The sequence below is a fragment of the Acetobacter oryzifermentans genome, from assembly GCF_001628715.1.
GTDB classification, from domain to species: domain Bacteria; phylum Pseudomonadota; class Alphaproteobacteria; order Acetobacterales; family Acetobacteraceae; genus Acetobacter; species Acetobacter oryzifermentans.
This window is the reverse complement of sequence record NZ_CP011120.1, coordinates 1,537,828-1,559,876: the sequence shown is the minus strand read 5'-3', so window position 1 is coordinate 1,559,876 and position 22,049 is coordinate 1,537,828. Positions and strand designations below refer to the sequence as shown.

The window sequence follows — 22,049 nt, the reverse complement described above, 5'->3', positions numbered from 1 at the left end:
TCATACCCATTCTGACATGCATGTATAAAGGTTCGGGTTAAGTCTCTATCTCGTATAAAAATTTCTATGTCGTTGCTCATAGGAATGGCTTTTACCTTTTGGGCGAGTTGCTGCCAGCAATTAGCCTAAAAGTAGACGGAATGTGCTCATAAATAACTATTTTATTTAGTAATTTATTATAAAATATCGCACGAATCGTATTGACTAAAAAAATACAATGTGTCGGTTATATTGTTGGTTAATGTAACAACTAAACAAAATAGTTATTTTGGAGCCATTTATGAGTGCATTCAGAAATCAGGCCTTGGTGTCTGCGGCAGATAGATCATCGTTTGATCTTCTTACACGCCGTTTTCTGTTTTGTTCTGCCGTGCTTATTTTGGCTTCATGCTGGTTGGAAAAAACGGCATCTGCACGCACAAATGCAGAAACTCAGAATGTAACAGGCGGTAAACATCGCACGCCACATGCAGCTAAGCAGCAAGGCGCGGCGCATGCCCGTAAATCTGCAGCAGTTAGCGCTGTAGAATCTGTGCATTCAGAGGCAGTGAGTGTGCATGGTGCTATCAGTACAAGTCGAAAACAAATTTTGAAACGGCAGAACGATCCTGTATCTGTTACAACAGTTACAGAAAAAGACTTGCAAACACATCAGATTACCAATCTGCCGCAGGCTACAAGCCTTTTGCCATCTGTTTCATTGCAAGTATCTAATCCACGCAATACCGCTATAAATATTCGTGGATTAGGTAATTTTAGCTCTACTGCACAAGATGGGCTGGAAAATGGTGCTGCAGTGTATATTGATGGGGTCTATCAAACACGCCCCGGTGCAGTGCTGGGGGATATTAGTGATCTAGCAGGAATAGAAGTGCTTAAAGGGCCACAGGCTACGCGCGGTGGTATAGATAATGATAGCGGAACCATAAATATAACAACATTGGCACCATCTTTTAAAAGACAATACACAGTAACGGGTGATTATGGCAGCTACAATACAGCTAATGTTCGTGTGCGTGCCACTGGTGCAGTAGGAAATAGTGATAAGGTTGCTTACAGCCTGTCAGGTTTTTCCATGAACCGTGATGGGTATGTTAAAAACGTTACAACCAATAGGTATTACCAAGACTATCACACTTTGGGTGCAAAAGCTCAGCTATTGGCTAAACCAACAGAAGGGCTTACAATTCGCCTTATTGGTGATTACACGCATCTACGGGAAAGTTGCTGCATCACCCCCATGACAACTACTTTAAGCAACTATTCTAATGGAGAGGCTATTTCTGGAAATTACTGGGATCGTGCAGCATATGCTGGGGCTGAGCCCGTACCCAAACATGGTGTGCGGGATATGTTGGTTAGCGGCCCTGCAAGTGGCAGCCAGGCCGTAGATCAGGAAACATATGGTGTTTCCTTGAATGTTGGTTACCAACTTCCTAATCAGTGGAAGCTTGAAAATATAGCTTCATGGCGTAACTGGTTTTGGTATCCACATAATGCTCTTTCTGATGGCGCGGGAAATACGCCGGGTTTACAGCTTTGGTCTGCGGACAATAATCAGGTCTATGAGCAGAATGCTACGGAAGAACTGCGCATTTCTTCTCCGGAAAATCGTCGTTATCAAGTAACTGGCGGCGTGTTTTATATGTATGAGGAGGTGCCAGATTATATTCACAATACGATAACAGCGCAGGGGGCCAAATATCTTGGTTACGGCTATAGCCCGGATATTTATAACGCAGCCTTAAACGGGGCAAGCCAACTTGCACATGATAACCCTGTTACAAACGAGGTTGCAGGATATGTACGTGGAAAATACAAAATCACTTCCAAACTGGAAGTAGAAGGGGGCTTTAGATACTCCTTTGTAAGTAAATCAGGCGGATATTCATCCCGCATTGTTAATTCTGCCATTCCGGCTATGGCGGCCGATGTGTTTGGGGCGCCTGTGTCTTATCATGCTACGCATCGTGAACATGAGCCGAGCGGGAGCTTGAGTGTTGTTTATCGTTTAAATGAAAACCACATGCTTTATGCCACGTATAGTCGTGGTGTACGTAATGGCGGCATTAACCTGGTAAACTTGAATATTACAGAAGGTGCAAACCCAGACGTTAAACCAGAAATAAATGATATGTTTGAGTTTGGGTTAAAAAACACATTTTTGCACAAGCGACTTTTTGTAAATGCAACAGCATTTTGGAATAATGTGCATAATTATATTACAAGTGCATCTTACTATACATCTGGCGGCACAACAATTTCTTATCTAACAAACGCCAAGCACGTTATATCTCGTGGTTTTGAGTTGGATGCACGCGGTGTGATTATTCCTGGCTTGGAAGGAAGAATTTCAGCTTCCTATACAGATGCCTTCTATGCGTCTTTTAATAATGCAACGCATCCCTTGGAATCATCCAACATTGGTGGATTGTACAGCCTGACAGGCAACCAAGTTCCGCTGAATTCCAAATGGAATCTGTCAACAGGTTTGGAATATACTGTGCCCATCAAGAATATTGGTGGCACAAAGAACCCATTCTGGAGCAAGTTACTGTTTTATGTTGGGGCAGATTATAGATATCGGTCACAATATTATGCAGAACCTTCTGAATCTCGATACACACGTATCAAGCCATACGGCATATTGGATGCTCATGTTGGTATTCGTCCAGAATCCGGCAAATGGGATTTGAGTTTCTGGGGGCATAATATGCTGGATAAGCGGTATTTTGTAACCATGACCTCTCTATCCGCCGGAGCTGTTTTTTATGGTCAGCTCGGTGATCCAGCCATGTTTGGCGGCGAATTCACTTACAGAATGTAATATTTAAAGATACGGGTTTGCAGCATGTAAGCCCGTATTTTCCTTATATTTTAGAGCTGATGTGCCGATGCACGACCAAATACCACAAATTAAAATAGTTTAATATAGCAATAAATGTAAAAAATAATCGTGATTCAATAATAATACAGTTTGACTAAGTTTATTTAGGCGCATAACCTCGAAAATAACAACACGTTAAGTGGTGGAATTTACGTCATGCAGGAGGCTTCCGTGTCACTTTCTTCTCATCATCTTGATATCAGCCGTATTTCTTCTCCTATTCTTCATGGCGCAAAGCCGGGTATCGACACTGGGCAGATGAGCGTAACGCCGCTTTCGCCAGCCATTGGTGCCATTGTATCTGGTATAAACCTTGCTCAACCGCTTACGTCTGAAGCGGAAAACAGGTTGCGGGAATTGCTGCTAAGGCATCAGGTTCTGTTCTTCAGGAACCAGACCATAACACCGCGTGAGCAACGTGATTTTGCCCAACATTTTGGCCCACTACATCTCCATCCTATTTATCCGACCGTTGCAGAAGCGCCTGAAATTATTGTTTTGGATACAGAGCAGAACGATCTTAAGGATAATGCGCTGTGGCATACGGATGTAACGTTTAGCCAGACACCACCTCTAGGTGCTGTATTGGCGGCACGTCATCTTCCACCTTCTGGGGGGGACACATTATGGGCGAGTGCAACTGCTGCGTATGATGCTCTTTCAGACGGAATGAAGCAGCGGCTGGAACATCTGACAGCCTTGCATGACTTTACACATTCCTTTCCACTTTCTCGCTTTGGGCGGACAGAAGCGGAGAAAGAAAAATGGTTGCGTACGCGTGAGCAACTACCCCCGGTAGAACACCCCGTTATCCGTATTCATCCAGAAACCAATAAGCGGGCCATTTTTGTAAATGAAGGTTTCACCACGGAAGTGTGCGGTCTGGAAATAGAAGAAAGCGCCGCTTTACTGCGTTTTTTATTCCAACACCTCAGTAAACCGGAGTTTAGCGTGCGTTGGACATGGCAGGAAGGGGATGTTGCTTTTTGGGATAATCGCGCCACACAGCATTATGCTGTGGATGATTATCGTCCACATCGCCGTATCATGCATCGCGCGACAATTTTGGGTGATCGTCCATTTGGCCCTGACATTACGCAACAGCAAAAACACTAATAAAAAAGGTTAGAGCGCTGTGGCTTGGCATATGAAGAAATCTACACATAAGCAGAAATATTTAGCACTGCATGCTGCGGGTATAATGGCATTTTGCGCAAATGTTCTAACAGCACCATATGCATTTTCTGCAGAACCTTTGTTGCCACAGCGGGGTGTGAGTGTGGGTGATGGAGGTGTTTCCAGTTTTTATGTATGGCAAGGCCCATTAAATGCCGCGCCAGGTACCATCCTACGCGCAGAGCCAATGGAAAAAGGTGATCGTTTCCCTGATGCAAAAAGCCAATACCGCATTCTGTATATTTCAACAGATAGCATAACACATCATAAAGTTGCTGTTTCTGGCCAAGTTTGGCTACCAAAAGGAAAACCACCCCAGAAGGGTTGGCCGCTTTTGCTTTGGGCCCATGGTACTGTTGGTCTGGCTGACCATTGCGCAACATCATGGGGCAAAACGGGCAAGAATTTTCCGGGTTATATTGCTACGTGGTTACAGAATGGTTTTGCCGTGGCATCCAGTGATTATGCAGGTTTGGGCACTCCGGGGTTCCATTACTATCTTGTTCATACAACGGAAGCCTACAATACGTTAGATATAGCGCGTGCTGTTGTTGGAAAAAACTATCAGATCGACAACAAGATTATTATCGATGGTCAATCTCAAGGAGGGGGGGCTGCATTTTCTGCCGGGGGAGAAGCGGTAATATATGCGCCCGAGTTGCAAGTAAAAGGTACTATTGCAACAGGGCTTCCATATTTTTCGCCTCATGTGCCTTTGGGTAACTCTACGTCTCAGTCTAATACCGTAGATCCTAATATCGCATATATGTTCTATGTAGCACGTACAGCGCAACAATTGGACCCTAGCCTAAAGGCGGAAAGTCTTTTTACGCCGCAAGCATTCTCCATTTATGCACAAGCAACCAATAGTTGCGTGGATGACCTGATAGCCAAGGTTTCTGCGGCAAGCTTAACAGATGCCAATACTCTGCTGCCCGGCGCAATCCAGCGTGTTCTTGGGGTTATGATGCCGTATTATATTTACTCACATCTTAAATTATCAGCCCCATTATTTGTAGGTACTGGCTTAAAGGATCAAGATGTTAATCCGGTGGCACAGCAAGCTTTAGTACAGGATAGCTGTGCGGCTGGTACTGTGGTGGAAAACCATATTTACCCAAATAAAGCACATATTGAAACGTGGTTAGCCTCTAGCTCAGATGCCATTCACTTTGCCAATCACCTTCTGAAGGGTGAAAAAATTACATCCTCATGTTTCTCGCATTCTACTCAAATAAAAATAAACCCTTCGTAAAAGATAAGAAATAAGATCAGGACACGTAAAATGTTGCGCAAAGGTCTAGGGTATTTTTCACGCTACTTTTCTCTCATACTTTTGGTGGCTATATGGCAAGGTGTCTGTTCGGCAGGGCTTATTTCTTCTCATGTTCTGGCTTCGCCCCTTGCTGTTGTGCTTACAGCGGAAACGCTTGTAAGAGATGGAACTTTACCTAAAAACCTCGTGGTTTCTTTGGTGCGAGCAGCCAGTGGTCTTTCCTTGGCTGTTATCATAGGCGTTGTTCTTGCTCTGGTTTCTGGCCTGTCCCGTATGGGGGAAGAGGTTGTTGATGGGCCTATGCAAATTTTTCGCACTTTGCCAGCCCTAGCGCTTGTACCTTTGTTTATCCTCTGGTTTGGTATTGGAGAAACCCCCAAGATTCTTCTCGTGGCGTTTGGGGCTGCTTTTCCAATTTACCTTAATTTGCATAAAGGCATTCGCGGCGTGGATGTACGCCTATTGGAAATGGGTAAAACGCTTGGTCTTTCCCATTCAAAAGTGGTGCGTGACATCATTCTGCCAAGTGCATTGCCAGATTTTATAGTGGGATTGCGGTTTGCTGTTGGCATTTCATGGTTGATGTTGGTGGTGGCAGAGCAAGTAAATGCTGAAAGCGGAATTGGCCATATGATGATGGACGCAGAGGATTTTTTAAGGACAGACGTTATTCTTGTCGGGCTGGCAGTATATGGTTTTCTGGGGCTGATGTCTGATCAGATTGTTCGTTATATAGAAAGATTTTTTCTGATCTGGTCTCTAGATAAGAATAGAGAAGTATCATGAATATTATGGCACCAGCGCAAACACTTTCCACAAAAAATACAGCACCTGTGGTGCAGGTACGTGGTTTAAGCCGAAGATACGGGAAAGGCCCGGTTATTCTAGATCATCTTGATTTGGAAATAAGGGCAGGAGAGTTTATTGCACTTCTTGGCCGCAGTGGATCGGGTAAATCTACTTTATTGCGTACATTGGCTGGGTTGGATGCGGTAACAGAAGGTGCAGTCACGCGTCCAAAAGAAGTTGCTGTTGTTTTTCAGGAAAGTCGTTTGCTGCCATGGAAACGTGTTTGGCAGAATGTTTTGTTGGGTGTGGGCAAAAATGCTGTTCGTGAGGAAGATGCCCATCAAGTGCTGCAAGAAGTAGGGCTTTCTCATCGTGCAGCGGCATGGCCACTTACTCTTTCTGGGGGGGAGGCACAGCGAGCCGCTCTTGCACGGGCATTGGTGCGTAATCCAAGTTTTCTTATGCTGGATGAGCCTTTTGCCGCATTGGATGCTTTAACACGCATACGTATGCAACAACTGGTGGCCCGCTTGTGGGCAAAGCATAAAAGCGCGGTGTTATTAGTAACGCATGATGTGGATGAAGCCTTAATGTTGGCAGATCGCGTTGTGGTGTTGGAATCTGGTCGTATCCACACGGAAATATCCGTTCCGCTGGAACGCCCCAGGCGGCATGCAAACCCTGTATTTGAAGATCTTAGGCGCATTTTATTATCCGCTTTGGGCGTAACACCAGACTGAGCAAGGTAAAATAAGTAGTAATTTACCAAAATGTTATAAAAGGAACGAACAATGCTTTCACGACGTAAGTTTGGAAAAAATGCTTTATTTCAGTTGGCAGCACTATCGCTTGCGTCTACACTTGGCAGTAGAGCTTTCGCGCAGCAGCAAACTGTTCGTATTGGTTATCAGAAATACGGCACTCTTGCCTTACTCAAAGATCAGAAGTTTTTAGAAAAAGCACTAGAACCAAAAGGTATTTCTGTACAGTGGGCCTTATTTCCTGCCGGGCCTCCTCTTTTACAGGCTCTTATTGCAGGTGCCTTGGATTTTGGGAGCGCAGGCGATCTCCCTCCTATTTTTGCTCAGGCCAGTTCGCCGGGGTCTCTGATATATGTCGGGCATGAAACACCAGCAGGAGCAAGTGAGGCAATTATTGTGCCTCAGGATAGCTCAATTACCACTATAAAGGATCTAAAAGGTAAAAGCATTGCGGTTACGCGTGGTTCAGATGCTCATTGGCTTTTATTGGCTACACTTAAAAACAATGGTTTGAGCTTAAATGATGTGAAAGTTTCGTACTTATTGCCTGCTGCTGCACGCCCGGCGTTTGAAGGCGGAAAAGTGGATGCATGGGCAATATGGGATCCATATCTCTCAGGTATCAGCAGTCCGGTACGCGTGTTAGCAACTGGGGATGATGTTCAGGGTGGAACGGAATTCTATCTTGCAGGAAAGGAATTTTATCAAAAAAATCCAGAGCTTTTGCATGCTATTACAGATGCCATAGCGCAATGTGATATATGGATGGAATCTCATAAAGCAGAAGTCGCCGCTATTCTGGCACGTAGCACGGGGCTGGAATTGGATGTAGTAACGCGTTCCATTTCCAAAATACATTATGGATATCACCCAATGACACGTCCAGTTATAGCAAGTCAGCAGCATATTGCTGATACGTTTGCAGCAGCAGGCCTGTTACCATCTGCTCCGAATGTGCAGGATGCCGCTCCTGAAATCTGATGAGCAAAATAAGAGTTACTTGCGTTTTCGGTTATGTTTTTAACAGCAGGCCAGCAGTGAACATTATAGGGGAGGGGGCACATATTGCCCCCCAAAACACTTTGCGCTATGGTTGAGAAATGTTCTTAACTCGTGATGGACGAGGCAAGGTAGGACGAGCCGAAGGAAACGACGTTGGAGTCCGACCCTCTATCGCATAGGCTGTATGCAACACACAGACATACGCTGGTATCATATGCGCGCCGTTTGTGTGGCGATAAAGGGATAGCCGAAGATCTGGTGCATGATGCATGGCTTCTGTTCCACCGGCAGAATAATGCGGAAATATTGGCGCCTCTAAGTTACCTTAAAACAATCATCCGTAATTTGCTGTTTGATCGGCGGAGGCGTAGCACGTTTGAAAGCACGACAGATGCACCGTTTGAGCAGGCAATAGGCAATGTCGAGGTCACCTCAGCGTCTCCCGAGCAGGATGTTGCTGCGCGTCAGATCATGAGCCGCGTAATGGATACCATTGATGCCATGCCGGAAAGGCAACGTAAAGCAATCAGGATGTATCATTTTGATGGCATGAAACTTAGGGAAATAGCTCAAGAACTCGATATTTCTGTTGCTCTTGTGCATAAACTCATTGCCGATGGCGTAAAAATCTGCATGCAAATACGTAAGGAAGAACTGTAGAGTTGTGTTCTTCATGTTTTTTATGAAAAAGCCCTGCTTTCACACATCTATTCAGTATAACGCATACGTCTCACAAATGTTTGACTGGTTGCCGTATGGAGACCACCTAAGTGTGGAAGGATGCCTGTTAAGTCATGGATGAAAATCAGGAGGCTGAGGCACAAGCTATCGACTGGTCTCTCCTTTTGAACGAGGAGCCAGACGATCAGGCATTGCGGCGTGAATTTGAAAAGTGGCTGAGTGAGAAGCCTGCACATGCAATGGCATGGAAGCAGGTGTCTGCCATTTCGGATATTATCCGTTCGGCCCCGCCTGATCGACAGATTGATCCGGTCAGGCCTATGGTGTTTCAGGCACGTATTCAAGCTTTAGTGTTTTTTCTGCAAAAACGGTGGAGGCTGCTGTCTGGCGGTGGGGTGGTTGCGGCTGCATTCTGCGCAGCCTTGTTGCTGATGGTTCCTGATTTGATAACACGGTTACTGGCAGATCAGTATGCACCAACCGGTACAATCCGGACGCTTCATCTTGCAGATGGAAGTGATGTTGTGCTTGCGCCGCGTTCGGCAATTTCGATCCGGATCTCTGCACAGGAACGTCATATAAACCTCATGCAAGGCGAGGCGTTTTTTACTGTTCATCATGACAATAGCCGTCCTTTCGTCGTGCAAGCCGGAAAGGTGAGGGCGCAAGACATCGGTACCGCCTTTGATATCCAGATTGCTCATCACGAAACAACCGTGCAGGTGCGTGATGGTGTGGTGCATGTTTCAGCCCCCACCACACCACAGACATACGAGCACGATCTTCACGGCGGAGAATGGGTAAGGGTTTCAGACACTGATATTGGAAGCGGAACACTCTCTCCTGAAGCTATAGGGGCATGGCAAGAAGGAGTGTTGATCGCACGTAACGATGGAGTAGGTGATATGATCACAGCGCTTCGGCCGTGGAGCGGGAAGCGGATTGTGGTTATGAACCATACGTTGCTTAGTAGGCGGGTGACCGGAGTTTACGATCTGCGCAAGCCGGATGCTGCCTTGCGCCTGCTTGTTAGCCCTATCCAAGGAAAAATTGTGCCTGTTACACCGTGGGCCAATCTTGTTGTTTCTCCATAAAAAACGGTTTCAGGAAAATTTTCTGACATAAATTTTTGAAAAAACAACGCCGCCATTTCTCTCTCTTTACAGGATGATATGCGAATGATTTTCATTTGCTAGGTATGTAGGAGAGTGCTTTAACAATGGCACGGAATGGAAATCTGTGTGGGCGAGGCGTGGCGGCGCTCCTTTTAGTCGTCACAACCACGGCACTGACACCGTTGGCGTGCAAACCTGCAGAAGCTCAGGCTGAGCCGTCGCAACAAAAAGTTCTGTTTCATATTTCTGCGGGTTCTCTGTCTGATGCACTCGTTACCTTCAGCAGGCAATCTCATGTTCAGGTCACATCTCAGGCGTCATCTCTGGCTGGCCATACAACGCATGGTCTGGCTGGTTCGTTTACGCCATCCGAAGGGCTGGGGCAGCTTTTACAAGGGAGTGGCCTGTCATACATGCAGGTAGGAGAGCACGCGTACCAAATTGCTCCGGCTACAAAGGCTTCCAGCATTGTGCTGGGCCCAGTGCGTGTTGGTGGCACAGCATCTCAGGATACGCAATCCGCCTATGGGCCTGGCGTCGGGTTTGTCGCCACCCGCAGTGCATCTGCCACCCGAACTGATACGCCGCTGATTCAGGTTCCAAAATCGGTGTATGTTGTAACCCGCAAACAGATGGATGATCTTCAACCCCTCACAATCGGTGCAGCTTTACGTTATACGCCCGGCGTTGTGAGCGCGAACGCAAATGATAGCACACCTTCGGCAAGCTTATTTCAGCCAGTCCGACAACGAGGTTTTGAGTCTTATACATTTGTTGATGGGTTGCTTAACGGTACCTCGGTAAGTGATCCATTTTTTCTGGATCGCATTGAAGCACTAAGCGGGCCATCTTCGGTCATGTATGGGCAATCCAACCCGGGCGGCCTGATTAACATGACATTGAAGCGGCCAACGGAAACTGCCCAGCGACAAGTTAATGTGGGCTTTGGCAATTACGGACGTTATGAAGGCCAGATTGATTTAAGCGGACCTTTGAACAAAAGCCATACCTTGTTGTACCGGCTTATCGGGCTTGGCATTACACAAGGTTCACAAACAGATTTCAATCACTATAAGCGTGTGGCTGCGCAAGGTGATATTGAATGGAAAATAGATGATCGCACCAATATCACCATTATCGGGCAGTTTGCTTATGATCCAGAGACATGGGATCCTTGGATTGGGGTTCCGGCATATGGCAGTTTGATTAAAACAGGATCAGGGCGCATCCCGGTTTCCAGATATTTTGGTGATCCAGCATTCAATAATAACTGGGACCGCCAATATATGGTGGAGGCCATTTTCCACCATGAATTCACAAAAGATTTTCAGTTTAACGCAACCGCGCGTTTTGATGAACAGAGCAACAGTAGTTGCAGCCTCTCACTGGATGGCGTGGATACCGTAAATCAAACAATCAGCAGGTCTGCATTTTGCAGTGGCCAATATAAAGGCCGTTCATCACAAATGACCGCCAACTTCAGCTATAAACTGCGTACAGGCCCGATTTCGCATTCTTTCCTTGTGGGTGTTGATTATAGAGGGCAGTGGGCTGATGGATATTGGGGATTTGATTTTGCCACTGTGCCAGATGCAAATATGCGGCACCCCACGTATAATCAGTACACATCCACTGATTATGCACGTGCGACCAACGGCCAGTTAACATGGACGAAATATCCATATTGGCAGGATGGTATTTATTTTCAGGATCAAATCAACTGGCACCGGGTGTATGTTACACTCGCCGGACGCCAAGACTGGAACGGATATGGAGGTAATGATCTTTTCAACCGTCCATTTACATGGAATGCGGGCATAAATTATGTTTCCAGTATCGGATTGGCGCCTTACTTTAGTTATGCAAAATCTTTCATGCCCCAGACTGGGCAAGTTTATAATGCAGGAACTCTCTCGCAGCCTGATCCTTTAAACGGTCATCAGTGGGAAGTAGGGGTGAAATACCAAATCCCTTATGTTCAGTCATTTTTCTCTGCTGCTTATTATGACCTCGCAGAAAATAATGTTCTTGTTAACAATCCTGAACTTCCGCAATATCGTAGTGAAATCGGGCAGGTAAAATCCCGCGGTGTCGAACTCTCGGCACATGCCAATCTCGCGCCGGGGCTTGATCTTATTCTGAACTATACATGGAATAAGGTGTACAATTCACGCACGAACCTGACAGGCAAAACGCTTGCTGGTGAAACGGTATCACTTGTTGGCAAGCAGCTTACACAGCAGCCTGTTAACGCAGCATCTGGTTTTGTTGATTATCGTTTTCCTTCGGAAATTGCTCCCGGTTTGTCCATAAATTTTGGTGTGCGCTATCAGGGTAAAAGCTGGGCAGACCAAGCAAATTCCTTCCGCAATCCAGCTTATGTTCTTTTTGACAGTGGACTGAGTTGGGATGCAGGGCAAATGTTCCCATCAGTTAAAGGTCTAAATATCCGGCTAAGCATGACCAATTCTGGCAACAAAACGTATGTTCAATGTGGTTCTGCTACTTTCTGCCATTACGGTGACCAGCGCATTACTTACGGAACAATTGGCTACCATTGGTAAAGAAACCCAAAGCAAGATACGCAGGACATAGCAAGTATTTGTATGGCATGAGGGCATTTGTGACATCTCTCCCTGATAACTAAGACGATGGTACATTCTAAATTTCTAATGGACTGGCAGACTTGCCTGCAAGATTGCTTGCAGCTTGCCGAAAAATCAGCAATGAGAGATTAAGAATGAGTTGCATATGAGTGCGCCCTATCAAGTAAGGGGCGGCTTATGCGTGCTGGGGCGTGGGAGGGGTATGGAAGTTTGGAGCAGAAGGGCTCATTACTGGTTCTGTATTCAGCCCATAGACGTGATCTGCTGAAATACGCCAACGGGCTGGTAGCCGATCACTCGGTGGCCGAGGATATAGTGCAGGAGGCATGGCTCCGGTTAGACCGGGGCGCTGAAGCAGCAACAGTCAGTGAGCCTTTGCGTTATCTTTATCGGATTATCCGGAATTTGGCGCTGGATCTACGTCGTAAAGGCACGCGTGAACGGGCTGTTTTTACACTCTTTGGCGTTGATAGTGTGATAGAGCAGCAGGCAGACGCACAACCTGGGCCGGAACAGATCGCGCAGGACAAGGCGCAACTAGAGGCTATTCAAGCTGTATTGGCGGCCTTGCCCGAACGAACGCGTATTGCTTTTGAAATGCACCGTTTTGGCGGATGCAAGTTGCGTGAAATTGCGGCACATCTGAATATTTCCACCCCTATGGCGCATGTGCTGGTTTCCGAAGCTGTGGACGCCTGCAAACAGCAGGTAGACTGGCCCTGATACGCAACAGATCAAAGAAAATTTAAAAAGGCGCGGCGTGTGGCGTCTGGTAATAGTAAGGGTGCCAAATGTCTCCCTCGCCAGACGCGGGGCCCAACAGCTTTGCGTCGGAAGGCTTTTATGACGGAAACAGACGATCTAGTTAGGCAACAGGCTTCCAAAAAGGCCACGCAGTGGTTGATTCTTTTGCAAGAAGAACCTGATGATCCTAAAGTGCGTGCTGAGTTTAATGCGTGGCTGGCCGCTACGCCTACGAACCGTGAAGCTTGGGCCCATACAGAAACAACTATGGGTCTTGTTAGGCATCTATCTCCGAGCAATGCGGGAAACTGGCAGCACAGAAAGCGTAATGTAGTGCCAATGCGATTGCGCCAACGGCTTTCCTCGCGGGCAACATGGGCAGGATCTGCACTGGCTTTGGTGGCATGTTTTGTGCTGTTTTTCGTGGGGCCTGATCTTATGCTGCATATACGGGCAGATGCCATAACTGGAACAGCGGAAACGCGCGTTATGTATCTTTCTGACGGCAGTTCGATAACACTTGCCCCCGGAAGCGCCATAAGCATTAACACTCAAGGTAACCACCGTAGCGTAACCCTTTTGGCCGGAGAGGCGCTATTTTCCATTGTTCATGATTCTGCACGTCCGTTCGTCGTGAAAGCGGGGGGCTTTACCACAACAGATATCGGCACTGTGTTTGATGTGCGTTGGGCACAAGGTAAAGTAGATGTGGGGGTGCGTGCAGGCCGGGTGCGGGTAAATGGTGGTGCTATTCCGGCACAGGGTAGGGAACTCGGAACTGGGCAGGCGCTGAGCGCATCCGCAACGGAGATTTATAATGACAATCTGCCAGCCGAGCAGGTAGGCGCATGGGCCGATGGCTTGCTGGTTGCTAATGACGAACCACTTGGAAAGGTTGTTGCCAAGCTTAAGCCTTATCTTCATGGCGTGGTTATTGTGCCGTCTCGTCTGGCATCGCAACGTGTTTCTGGGGTTTATAGCTTGTCCAATCCTGCGCAAGCCCTGGAGGCAATAGCACAGGCACGGCAACGTACTGTACACCGCTATAGCCCGTGGGTAACAATTTTGCGCTGAGGCAAAGCTAAACCACAACTTTTTCGTACACCTTCCACAAAAAAACACTGAATTACGATTTTTATTAGAAAATACATTCCTGTCATCGTTGTGTGATTAGAAGGAGGGTAATGCAATTCATTCTCATTTTTAAGGGAAGATGATGCGCATACCCCGCAATAAACATAATGGAGCACAACAGGGTGACGTCAGGGACAGGCGCCCGGCCAATAATGGGCCGGAAAGACAATAACAAAATTACCACTCATACGTGCCTGCTTTTGGCAACAACAGCCGTTTCTTTTTTTATATTTACCGGCTTGGCGCGGGCGCAATCCGATACAGTCAGGGTTGCAAGAAATGGAGCTGCGCAGGGCATGCGGGGTTACAATATTCAAGCGCAACCTTTGGCATCTGCATTGATAAGTTTTGGGAAGCAATCTGGTCTTCAGGTTACAACAGGGGGTGAGCTTCTGCGCGGTGTCAAAACAGCAGGGGTGCATGGGCAACTTACATCCCGACAGGCGCTTGCTCAGCTTCTTGCTGGTACTGGCCTGAGTTATGTGCAGTCAGCAAACGGGACGGTAATTTTAACAAAATCTGCGGCCAATATTACCCTTGGGCCCGTACGCGTTGGGGGCTCTGTTGTGCATCAAAATCCGACAGGCCCAGGGGTGGGATATGTTGCGATAAATACGATGGCTGGCACAAAAACAGATACCCCACTTACGGAAATTCCTAACTCGATTTATGTCATTACAAAGCAACAAATGGTTGATCTACAGCCGCAGAATGTTCAGGAAGCTTTGCGTTACACAGCGGGTATTTATACGGAACAGCGCGGTAACTACAGTAATGGGTGTGCCAGTAGTGGAAGTTGTGGTGGAATTGTACAACGCGGCTTCAGCACATCACAGTTTATCGATGGATTGATGTCGGAATCCTACAGCGCGGGTGAGACAGCGTTTTTGGAGCGGATTGAAGCTGTGAATGGCCCTGCTTCGGTAATGTATGGGCAAACCACACCGGGCGGCATGATCAACATGTCTTTAAAAAAACCAACGGATACACCCTTGCATCAGGTAAGCGTGGGCTTTGGGAACTGGAACCGTTATGAGGCGACATTTGATTATAGTGACAAAATTACAAAATCTGGAAACCTGCGTTATCGCGTTGCCGCTATGGGAACCACGCAGGGTACTCAGGTCAATAATATCGACTATAAAAGAATTGGTATTCTGCCTTCCATCACGTGGGATATAGATAAAAAAACCTCTCTTACACTGCTTGGAAGCTATCTTTACACGCCTGGCATGGGTACGAATTACATGCAGTTTCCGGTAGAAGGCACGCTGTATCGTAGCCCTTACGGGCAAATTCCAAGAAATCGTTTTGTTGGAAACAAGAATTTCAATACACAGGAAACCCGTGATGAAATGTTTGAATACCAATTCCAACATCGCTTTAACCGTTTTCTAAACTTCAGCCAGGTTTTTCGTTGGGAGCAATCTACCAGAGACAATCAGACGATGATTCTTGATGGGATGTACACAGATAGAATTGCAGCCCTTGATCCATGGGAAATGCGCAATAAAAATACCGTGGCAGGGTTGGATTCACGTTTTTATGGAAAGTTCAATATAGGCAAGGTTGAAAACACATGGGTTGTTGGCTCTGATTTTAGGCAGTACGATTATAAATGGAACGTTGTTGCAGACAAAACGCCCGGCTATAACGGATACCCAGGAGAGGATGGGTATTATTTGGTAGATATTTTCAATCCTCATAATGATTATTCACGATGTGTCGATCTTCATTCATCAAAATGCGAAACGTGGAATGGCAGCTATAATTACAGCTATTTTCAGGAAGGTGTTTATTTTCAAGACCAGATCAAATGGAAAGGGCTATCTGTTCTGCTTGGGGGACGGCAAGATTGGGTGAACACACATTACCATGGCACTGTTTACTCTAACCAAAATGACGACCACAGTATTACGCTAACAAGATTAAGCGAAGAACCACGCCCACAAACAGCGTTCACATGGCGTGCCGGGCTTATTTATAATTTCGCGTTCGGTTTATCTCCTTATTTTAGTTACTCCACATCCTTTATCCCACAAAGTGGGAGTGACTGGCAGGGCAGGCCACAACCACCACTCAAAGGGCAACAAAAAGAAGTGGGAATTAAATACAAGGTTCCGGGCCGAGATATCCTGATTACAGGTGCAGCTTATGATATTGATGAAACCAATTATCTGGTGACAGACTATTTGCATCCGGGTTATTCAGCCAATGCGGGCCGGGTAAACGCCAAGGGGTTCGAGGTTTCGGCCAATGCAAATATTACGCATGATCTTAGGCTGATTGCGTCTTATTCCTATAACTCCATGACTTACGCCAGCACGAACCTTACAGCCGCAGCACAGCTTCCAAACGGAGGGTATGGCCCTGCGGCATCGGAAAAAGGAAAATACGTTCAGGGTGTGCCCCGTAACATGTTCTCATTTTTTCTAAATTACAGCCTGCCCCAAAATATTGCTCCGGGCTTGGCTGTAAATGGTGGCATGCGCTATGTCGGGTTCACTTATGATGATGCGGTAAATACCTTTAAGGTTCCTGCGTATTATTTGTTCGATATTGGCATGCATTACGATTTTGGACAAAAAATTCCGATGCTTAAGGGGCTACAAGCACAGCTTGCTGTTTCTAACCTGACAAACAAATATTATGTAACGTCCTGCGGCGGCAATTATGCCTGTTACATTGGCCAAAGCCGCCGAGTATATGGCAACCTGTCGTATAGTTGGTAATTGTTGAACAAACCCACCGTAGTTCTCTTACAAAATATCAGGTAAAGCACATGTGCCCTAGGCAGCAACCCGGATGGACGGCGCAATGATTGTTCTGTTTGGGGGCGTAATCTTGCTGAAGCGAACATATAAAAGGTGGTTGCGAGCATAAAAGCAGCCCTAACGGCAAAAATTTTAACGCCTGATATAAAAAATTTTCAGCAATGCCCGAAAAAAACGGGCTTTCGATCGTCTTTGTAGATGAGGGGATTGTTCTGTGCCGCTGATTATCAGGCAGCAAAAGGCAGTTTCCTCTTTTTTCCGACGCATCCGAGGGCGCGTAACACGATGGACACGGTAGAATTTTACGCAGAATACAGTTGCGAATCACTCTTACACGCATTTGTGAGTGCGCTGTTTTCATGACCAACCGTGCCCTTCGCCGTAAGCGGCCGCTTGAGACCGCCTTATGAGTGAGGATTGTGACTGGTAAGTTACCGTCGTTAACGACGTCGTTATTGACGTTGTTTGGGAGGTAGCTATGGCTCAAGAAATCCTGATTGGCGTTGAACGCCGTCGCCGCTGGTCGGATGAACGCAAGCTTGCGATACTGGCTGAAGTTGGTGTGGACGGGGCAAGTGTATCGGATGTGGCCCGTCGGCATGACCTGACCCGTCAACATCTTTACCAATGGCGGACGTCTTTCCGCCACAGACTGTCTTCCCCGGATCAGTCTGTGGCGTTTGTTCCTGTCGCTGCAGTGAAGACACCTGCTCTGGTCTCTGGCGATGATAATGAAGGGCTGGCCATTATGCTGCGTAATGGCCGCAGTATCAGGGTGAGTGGACATCCTGCAGAAGAGTTTCTGGCGAAGATCATCCGGATTGCCGAGACAGCATGATTGGCGTGGGCAACGGTGTGCGCGTCTATCTGGCCTGCGGGGTTACGGATATGCGCAAGGGGATATCGGGTCTGGCTGCACTGGCACAGGACGTGCTGCGTCAGAACCCGACATCGGGAGCGCTCTTTGCCTTTCGTGGTCGCCGTGGGGACAGGATCAAGCTTCTGATGTGGGACGGTCAGGGGTTCTGCCTTTATTACAAGGTGCTTGAGAAAGGACGTTTTCCATGGCCCTCGCCGGCAGATGGCGTTGCACGCCTGACAGCCGCACAGATGGCCATGCTGTGGGAAGGCATGGAGTGGAGACGACCTTCCTGGTCTGCGCCACCGTCTCGCGTGGCCTGATTTTTATGGCGTGATCGTGCAGAACCTTTTGTCTTTTATTGGGTTTTCTGCTATTTTTTCATAATGACGCATGCGCCCGCGGTCCTGCCTGATGATCCAGATATCCTGAGGGAAATGATTGTTTCCCTTCAGACTGAAGTGGCTCGGCTTTCCGCTTCAGCCCGTGCGTATGAAGCTCTTGTCCAGTCTCTCAAAATCCGGATCGCGCGTCTTCAGAAACAGAAATTCGGGGCCAGTTCAGAAAAGATAGACCGTGAGATTGAACAGCTCGAACTGCTTCTTGAAGATGTGAAAATCGCCATCGCGGCAGCCGATCCTTCTCCTGACATCAGGGAGCACGATGACAGCGATGGTGTGGTCTCTTCCCCCAGACGGCGCGGCAAACCAAAGGTTTCCGACACGACACCACGGGAGCGTATTGTTCTCGACCCGGGCGAGGCCTGTCCCACCTGTGGCGGTCGCCTACGCCTCGTTGGCGAAGATGTCACCGAAATACTGGACTTTATTGCGGCAAAACTGAAAGTTGTCGAAACGGCACGGCTGAAGAAATCCTGCCGTCATTGCGAAACAATGGTACAGCCTGAAGCACCGTCGCGCCCTGTCCCACGGGGCATGGCTGGCCCCGGGCTGCTGGCCCATATCCTGGTCTCAAAATTCGATGATCACATTCCGCTTTATCGTCAGAATGAGATCTTTTCCCGTCAGGGTGTGGACATTCCCCGTTCAACCCTGATCGACTGGTGTGGTCAGGCCGTTGCCGTTCTGCGTCCTCTCACAGATCTGATCCGTCAGGATGTCGTTGGGGCAGACCTGCTGCATGCCGATGATACACCCATCCAGGTTCTTGATTCCCGTCTGCGCCAGGCTGGTAAACCACGTGGTGTGAAGGAAGGGCGGATCTGGACCTATCTGCGCGATCCCCGCCCCTGGGGCGGGAGTGATCCGCCCGCCGTGGCCTACTGGTTCTCTCCCGATCGCAAGGGGATCAATCCCCAGACCCATCTGGCACAGTTCCGGGGCATTCTGCAGGCTGACGCCTACGCGGGGTTCAGGGATCTGTATAAACCCGATGCAACGGGAACCGTGCATGTGCGCGAAGCGGCCTGCTGGGCTCATCTCCGCAGGGCCTTCCATGATGTCTGGAAGGGCAGTGATTCGACAATCGCAAGGGAAGCACTCGAGCAGATCGGGGAACTCTACGATATCGAGCGGCAGCTCACCGGGTCTCCTGCTCCGTATCGTCTGGCTGTCCGACAGGAAAAAAGCCGCCCTCGTGTCACAGCATTCCACGCATGGTGCGAAACACAGCTCGCCCGTATCCCAGGCAAGGGGGAACTGGCAAAAGCAATCCGTTATGCGCTCAACCGGTGGGCAGCCTTTACCCTCTTCCTCGAAGATGGTCGTGTTGCCATCGACAACAATCCTGCCGAACGGGCCATACGACCGGTATGCATCGGGCGGAAAAACTATCTGTTTGCCGGTTCAGACGCCGGGGGCGACAACATCGCTGATGCCATGACGCTTATCGAAAGCGCAAAACTCTCAGGCATCAACCCGCACGATTACCTCGCCGACGTCCTGGCCCGTATCAACGAGCACAAGATCAATCGGCTCCACGAACTATTGCCATGGAATTGGCAACCCCTGAATACACCGCACAGACAGGCCGCATAATCAAGGCGGCCCAGAACGGCCCGTTACCCTTCGCCGCTGGTTTGTGGTTCATAAATGGACCAGTCTGGTTTGTACGCTGTTTCTACTCATTATCTGCGTAACGGGCCTGCCGCTGCTTTTTTCCGAACAAATCTGGGATACGTTCGTAGGGGACGATGATCCACCTTACGAGGTGCTGCCGCCGAATACGCCAAACGCCAGTCTGGATGTTATTGTAGAAAAGGCGAGGGCGCTTTACCCAGAACAAATCATTACGAATGTTAATCCAGATGATGATGAGCCAGCCGTAATCGTCTCCATGGCTCCAAGCTGGCAAGCGTTGGAAGAAGATAAAAACTACCCAGATCGGAATTCCAGCCACTGGATCAAGTTTGATGCGCGCACAGCAAAAGTGCTGAAGCAATCACGCCCTGCTGATGCGCCCCAAAAGCCACGCACCTGGACCGGCATTATTATGGGGATTTGCAACCAGCTCCATACCAGCCTGTTTGCCGGGTTGACTGGCCGCCTGTTTCTCGGGGCAATGGGGGGTATCTTTGTTGCCTCTTTAGTTTCCGGCACAGTGTTGTATGGGCGTTTTATGAAGCGCCTACCATTCGGTTCTGTGCGGAAGGATCGTGCCGCGCGCTTAACATGGCTAGACCTGCATAACCTATTGGGCGTGGCTACGCTGATGTGGGCAATGGTGGTTGGTTTTACAGGCTTGGTCAACGAGCTCCAAACCCCGCTATTTGGCCTGTGGCGCGTAACAGATGTAAGGCAGACTCTCAAACCCTATGCCAATCTACCGGTGCCCTCGCAGGATCATCTATCCTCTGTGCAAGCTGCGTTTAATACGGCAGCCAAAGCGGCACCCGGCAATGAGGTTACGGGCCTGTCCTATCCCGGATCTTCCTTTGGTAGCCCAGTGCATTACGTGCTGTGGACGCGTGGGAGCACACCACTACGTGCACGTTTGTTTACGCCAGTTTTGGTGGATGCGCGCACGGGTGCATTAACCGGGGCGTATCCAATGCCGTGGTATCTCCGCTTTCTGGAAATCTCTCGTCCTCTGCATTTTGGTGATTACGGTGGCATGCCGTTGCGTATCCTATGGGCGCTACTGGATGTGGTGGTGATTGGCGTGTTGGTCAGTGGTCTGGTGCTGTGGGCCAATAAGCGGAAGATAGCTACCGATGCCCGCCTGCGTAAGCTTGGTTACGAACTGGACGAAACCGACGGAATGCCTGTCCTTGTGGGAGATGTGTGATGAACGCCTTTTCTCATCAGGCACCCATCATTTCTTCTCACGGCACAGCACCACGCCCATCCGTGTTTGTTTGGCCGTGGCCAATTGCGCTGGGGCTGCTTACCACATTTGGGTTGCTGTCAGCGCTTTTGGGCCAGCACGGTATCTGGCTTGGCCTGTCTTGGGCAGCTCTTTCCATTCCCCTTATTGTTACGGTCGTTTGCCTGATCCGGGCTTGGAATAGACCGTCTTCCAAAGGAGGTCTTTCATGACCGATCTTGCACCAATTTCCTTCTCTCCGTGGGAGATGTTCCTTAATGCTGGCCTCGTAGTGCGCTGCGTGATGGTTTTGCTGGCTGTAGCAGCTCTACTGACATGGACCATCTTTATTGCCAAGTCAGTTGAACTGCTACGTGTGCGGGTCAAACTAGCCAAAGCCGAACACACTTTGGAGCAAGCAGGTACGCTGGATTTGGGCGAGGAAGGCACGCGTAAAAACGGTATTGCCCATACGCTTGTCATGGCAGCCGAGACCGAACGCACACGTTCGCAGGATATTCCCGATGATAGCGAGGGCCTGAAAGAACGGATTGTGTTGCACCTTGAACGGTTGGAAGCCGCCGAGGGGCGTAGGCTCATGCGCGGCACTGGCTTACTGGCCACCATTGGCGCAACATCTCCCTTTATTGGCCTGTTTGGCACGGTGTGGGGGATCATGACCTCGTTCACCGGCATTGCCGCCAGCAAGGCTACCAGCCTCGCTGTCGTAGCTCCCGGCATTGCAGAGGCGCTACTGGCAACAGCCCTTGGTCTGGTGGCGGCTATTCCTGCAGTGGTGATTTACAATCACCTTGCCCGCCAGACAGCATCCTGCCGCGCACAGGTGGCTGACCTGACATCTCTTGTTATGCGTCTGGTCTCGCGTGATCTGGGGCGTAGCCAGATGCAGATGGAACGGGGCAATATAGTGCGTTTAGGGCAACAAAACCGCGATGCCCGCACGGTGGCCGGGGAGTAAGC

18 protein-coding genes are annotated in these 22,049 nt (G+C 48.6%); all 18 read left to right on the top strand.

From position 1 onward, the window contains the following. Positions 1-280: 280 nt before the first annotated feature. The 18 genes from WG31_RS07410 to exbB all read left to right on the top strand — a co-directional run bounded on the left by WG31_RS07410 (position 281) and on the right by exbB (position 22,047). Entirely contained in the window at positions 281-2,827 is a 2,547-nt protein-coding gene (locus WG31_RS07410; protein ID WP_063354110.1) for a TonB-dependent receptor, read from the top strand. A 231-nt stretch (positions 2,828-3,058) separates the two neighbouring features. After that, positions 3,059-4,003, top strand: coding sequence for a taurine dioxygenase (gene tauD, locus WG31_RS07405; protein WP_063354916.1), 945 nt, complete (start codon positions 3,059-3,061; stop codon positions 4,001-4,003). 19 nt (positions 4,004-4,022) lie between these two features. Next, positions 4,023-5,318 (top strand): lipase family protein, encoded by a 1,296-nt coding sequence (locus WG31_RS07400; protein WP_082823160.1) that lies wholly within the window; start codon positions 4,023-4,025, stop codon positions 5,316-5,318. A 30-nt stretch (positions 5,319-5,348) separates the two neighbouring features. Then, complete coding sequence (locus WG31_RS07395) at positions 5,349-6,125, top strand: ABC transporter permease (RefSeq protein ID WP_063354109.1); 777 nt, start codon at positions 5,349-5,351, stop codon at positions 6,123-6,125. Continuing rightward, positions 6,122-6,868: an ABC transporter ATP-binding protein gene (locus tag WG31_RS07390; RefSeq protein ID WP_063354108.1), complete on the top strand. Its 747-nt coding sequence runs from the start codon at positions 6,122-6,124 to the stop codon at positions 6,866-6,868. The genes WG31_RS07395 and WG31_RS07390 overlap by 4 nt, the downstream gene beginning before the upstream one ends. 51 nt (positions 6,869-6,919) lie before the next feature. Continuing rightward, positions 6,920-7,870 (top strand): aliphatic sulfonate ABC transporter substrate-binding protein, encoded by a 951-nt coding sequence (locus WG31_RS07385; protein WP_063354107.1) that lies wholly within the window; start codon positions 6,920-6,922, stop codon positions 7,868-7,870. A 174-nt stretch (positions 7,871-8,044) separates the two neighbouring features. Further along, a complete protein-coding gene (locus WG31_RS07380) occupies positions 8,045-8,551 on the top strand; it encodes an RNA polymerase sigma factor (RefSeq protein WP_238331277.1) in 507 nt (168 codons plus the stop codon). 134 nt (positions 8,552-8,685) lie between these two features. Then, positions 8,686-9,666 (top strand): FecR family protein, encoded by a 981-nt coding sequence (locus tag WG31_RS07375; RefSeq protein WP_063354105.1) that lies wholly within the window; start codon positions 8,686-8,688, stop codon positions 9,664-9,666. Between the two features lie 125 nt (positions 9,667-9,791). Then, positions 9,792-12,251: a TonB-dependent siderophore receptor gene (locus WG31_RS07370; protein WP_063354104.1), complete on the top strand. Its 2,460-nt coding sequence runs from the start codon at positions 9,792-9,794 to the stop codon at positions 12,249-12,251. Positions 12,252-12,470: 219 nt separating this feature from the next. Further along, on the top strand, positions 12,471-13,016 hold the full coding sequence (locus WG31_RS07365) for an RNA polymerase sigma factor (RefSeq protein WP_063354103.1): 546 nt from the start codon (positions 12,471-12,473) through the stop codon (positions 13,014-13,016). A gap of 120 nt (positions 13,017-13,136) precedes the next feature. Then, positions 13,137-14,111, top strand: coding sequence for a FecR family protein (locus WG31_RS07360; protein WP_063354102.1), 975 nt, complete (start codon positions 13,137-13,139; stop codon positions 14,109-14,111). A 212-nt stretch (positions 14,112-14,323) separates the two neighbouring features. Beyond that, complete coding sequence (locus WG31_RS07355) at positions 14,324-16,903, top strand: TonB-dependent siderophore receptor (RefSeq protein ID WP_063354101.1); 2,580 nt, start codon at positions 14,324-14,326, stop codon at positions 16,901-16,903. Positions 16,904-17,423: 520 nt separating this feature from the next. Beyond that, a complete protein-coding gene (gene tnpA, locus WG31_RS07350) occupies positions 17,424-17,783 on the top strand; it encodes an IS66-like element accessory protein TnpA (protein ID WP_063353330.1) in 360 nt (119 codons plus the stop codon). Continuing rightward, on the top strand, positions 17,780-18,127 hold the full coding sequence (gene tnpB / locus WG31_RS07345) for an IS66 family insertion sequence element accessory protein TnpB (protein WP_020944072.1): 348 nt from the start codon (positions 17,780-17,782) through the stop codon (positions 18,125-18,127). Before tnpA ends, tnpB begins: the two co-directional genes overlap by 4 nt. Before the next feature lie 63 nt (positions 18,128-18,190). Next, complete coding sequence (tnpC, locus tag WG31_RS07340; protein ID WP_063353329.1) at positions 18,191-19,801, top strand: IS66 family transposase; 1,611 nt, start codon at positions 18,191-18,193, stop codon at positions 19,799-19,801. Positions 19,802-19,844: 43 nt separating this feature from the next. Beyond that, positions 19,845-21,050 (top strand): PepSY-associated TM helix domain-containing protein, encoded by a 1,206-nt coding sequence (locus WG31_RS07335; protein ID WP_082823159.1) that lies wholly within the window; start codon positions 19,845-19,847, stop codon positions 21,048-21,050. Next, positions 21,050-21,301 carry a hypothetical protein gene (locus tag WG31_RS07330; protein WP_035353246.1) on the top strand — a complete coding sequence of 84 codons (252 nt, stop codon included), beginning with the start codon at positions 21,050-21,052 and terminating at the stop codon, positions 21,299-21,301. The genes WG31_RS07335 and WG31_RS07330 overlap by 1 nt, the downstream gene beginning before the upstream one ends. Next, positions 21,298-22,047: a tonB-system energizer ExbB gene (gene exbB, locus WG31_RS07325; RefSeq protein ID WP_006115524.1), complete on the top strand. Its 750-nt coding sequence runs from the start codon at positions 21,298-21,300 to the stop codon at positions 22,045-22,047. Before WG31_RS07330 ends, exbB begins: the two co-directional genes overlap by 4 nt. Positions 22,048-22,049 lie beyond the last annotated feature (2 nt).

What these genes read in the sequence shown, in the direction of transcription:
- WG31_RS07375 (WP_063354105.1), top strand. Translation starts at nt 8,686, where the DNA reads ATGGATGAAAATCAGGAGGCTGAGGCACAAGCTATCGACTGGTCTCTC.
- WG31_RS07365 (WP_063354103.1), top strand. Translation starts at nt 12,471, where the DNA reads ATGCGTGCTGGGGCGTGGGAGGGGTATGGAAGTTTGGAGCAGAAGGGC.
- exbB (WP_006115524.1), top strand. Translation starts at nt 21,298, where the DNA reads ATGACCGATCTTGCACCAATTTCCTTCTCTCCGTGGGAGATGTTCCTT.
- tnpA (WP_063353330.1), top strand. Translation starts at nt 17,424, where the DNA reads ATGGCTCAAGAAATCCTGATTGGCGTTGAACGCCGTCGCCGCTGGTCG.
- WG31_RS07390 (WP_063354108.1), top strand. Translation starts at nt 6,122, where the DNA reads ATGAATATTATGGCACCAGCGCAAACACTTTCCACAAAAAATACAGCA.
- WG31_RS07410 (WP_063354110.1), top strand. Translation starts at nt 281, where the DNA reads ATGAGTGCATTCAGAAATCAGGCCTTGGTGTCTGCGGCAGATAGATCA.
- tnpC (WP_063353329.1), top strand. Translation starts at nt 18,191, where the DNA reads ATGACGCATGCGCCCGCGGTCCTGCCTGATGATCCAGATATCCTGAGG.
- WG31_RS07385 (WP_063354107.1), top strand. Translation starts at nt 6,920, where the DNA reads ATGCTTTCACGACGTAAGTTTGGAAAAAATGCTTTATTTCAGTTGGCA.
- tnpB (WP_020944072.1), top strand. Translation starts at nt 17,780, where the DNA reads ATGATTGGCGTGGGCAACGGTGTGCGCGTCTATCTGGCCTGCGGGGTT.
- WG31_RS07330 (WP_035353246.1), top strand. Translation starts at nt 21,050, where the DNA reads ATGAACGCCTTTTCTCATCAGGCACCCATCATTTCTTCTCACGGCACA.
- WG31_RS07395 (WP_063354109.1), top strand. Translation starts at nt 5,349, where the DNA reads ATGTTGCGCAAAGGTCTAGGGTATTTTTCACGCTACTTTTCTCTCATA.
- WG31_RS07360 (WP_063354102.1), top strand. Translation starts at nt 13,137, where the DNA reads ATGACGGAAACAGACGATCTAGTTAGGCAACAGGCTTCCAAAAAGGCC.
- WG31_RS07355 (WP_063354101.1), top strand. Translation starts at nt 14,324, where the DNA reads ATGGGCCGGAAAGACAATAACAAAATTACCACTCATACGTGCCTGCTT.
- WG31_RS07370 (WP_063354104.1), top strand. Translation starts at nt 9,792, where the DNA reads ATGGCACGGAATGGAAATCTGTGTGGGCGAGGCGTGGCGGCGCTCCTT.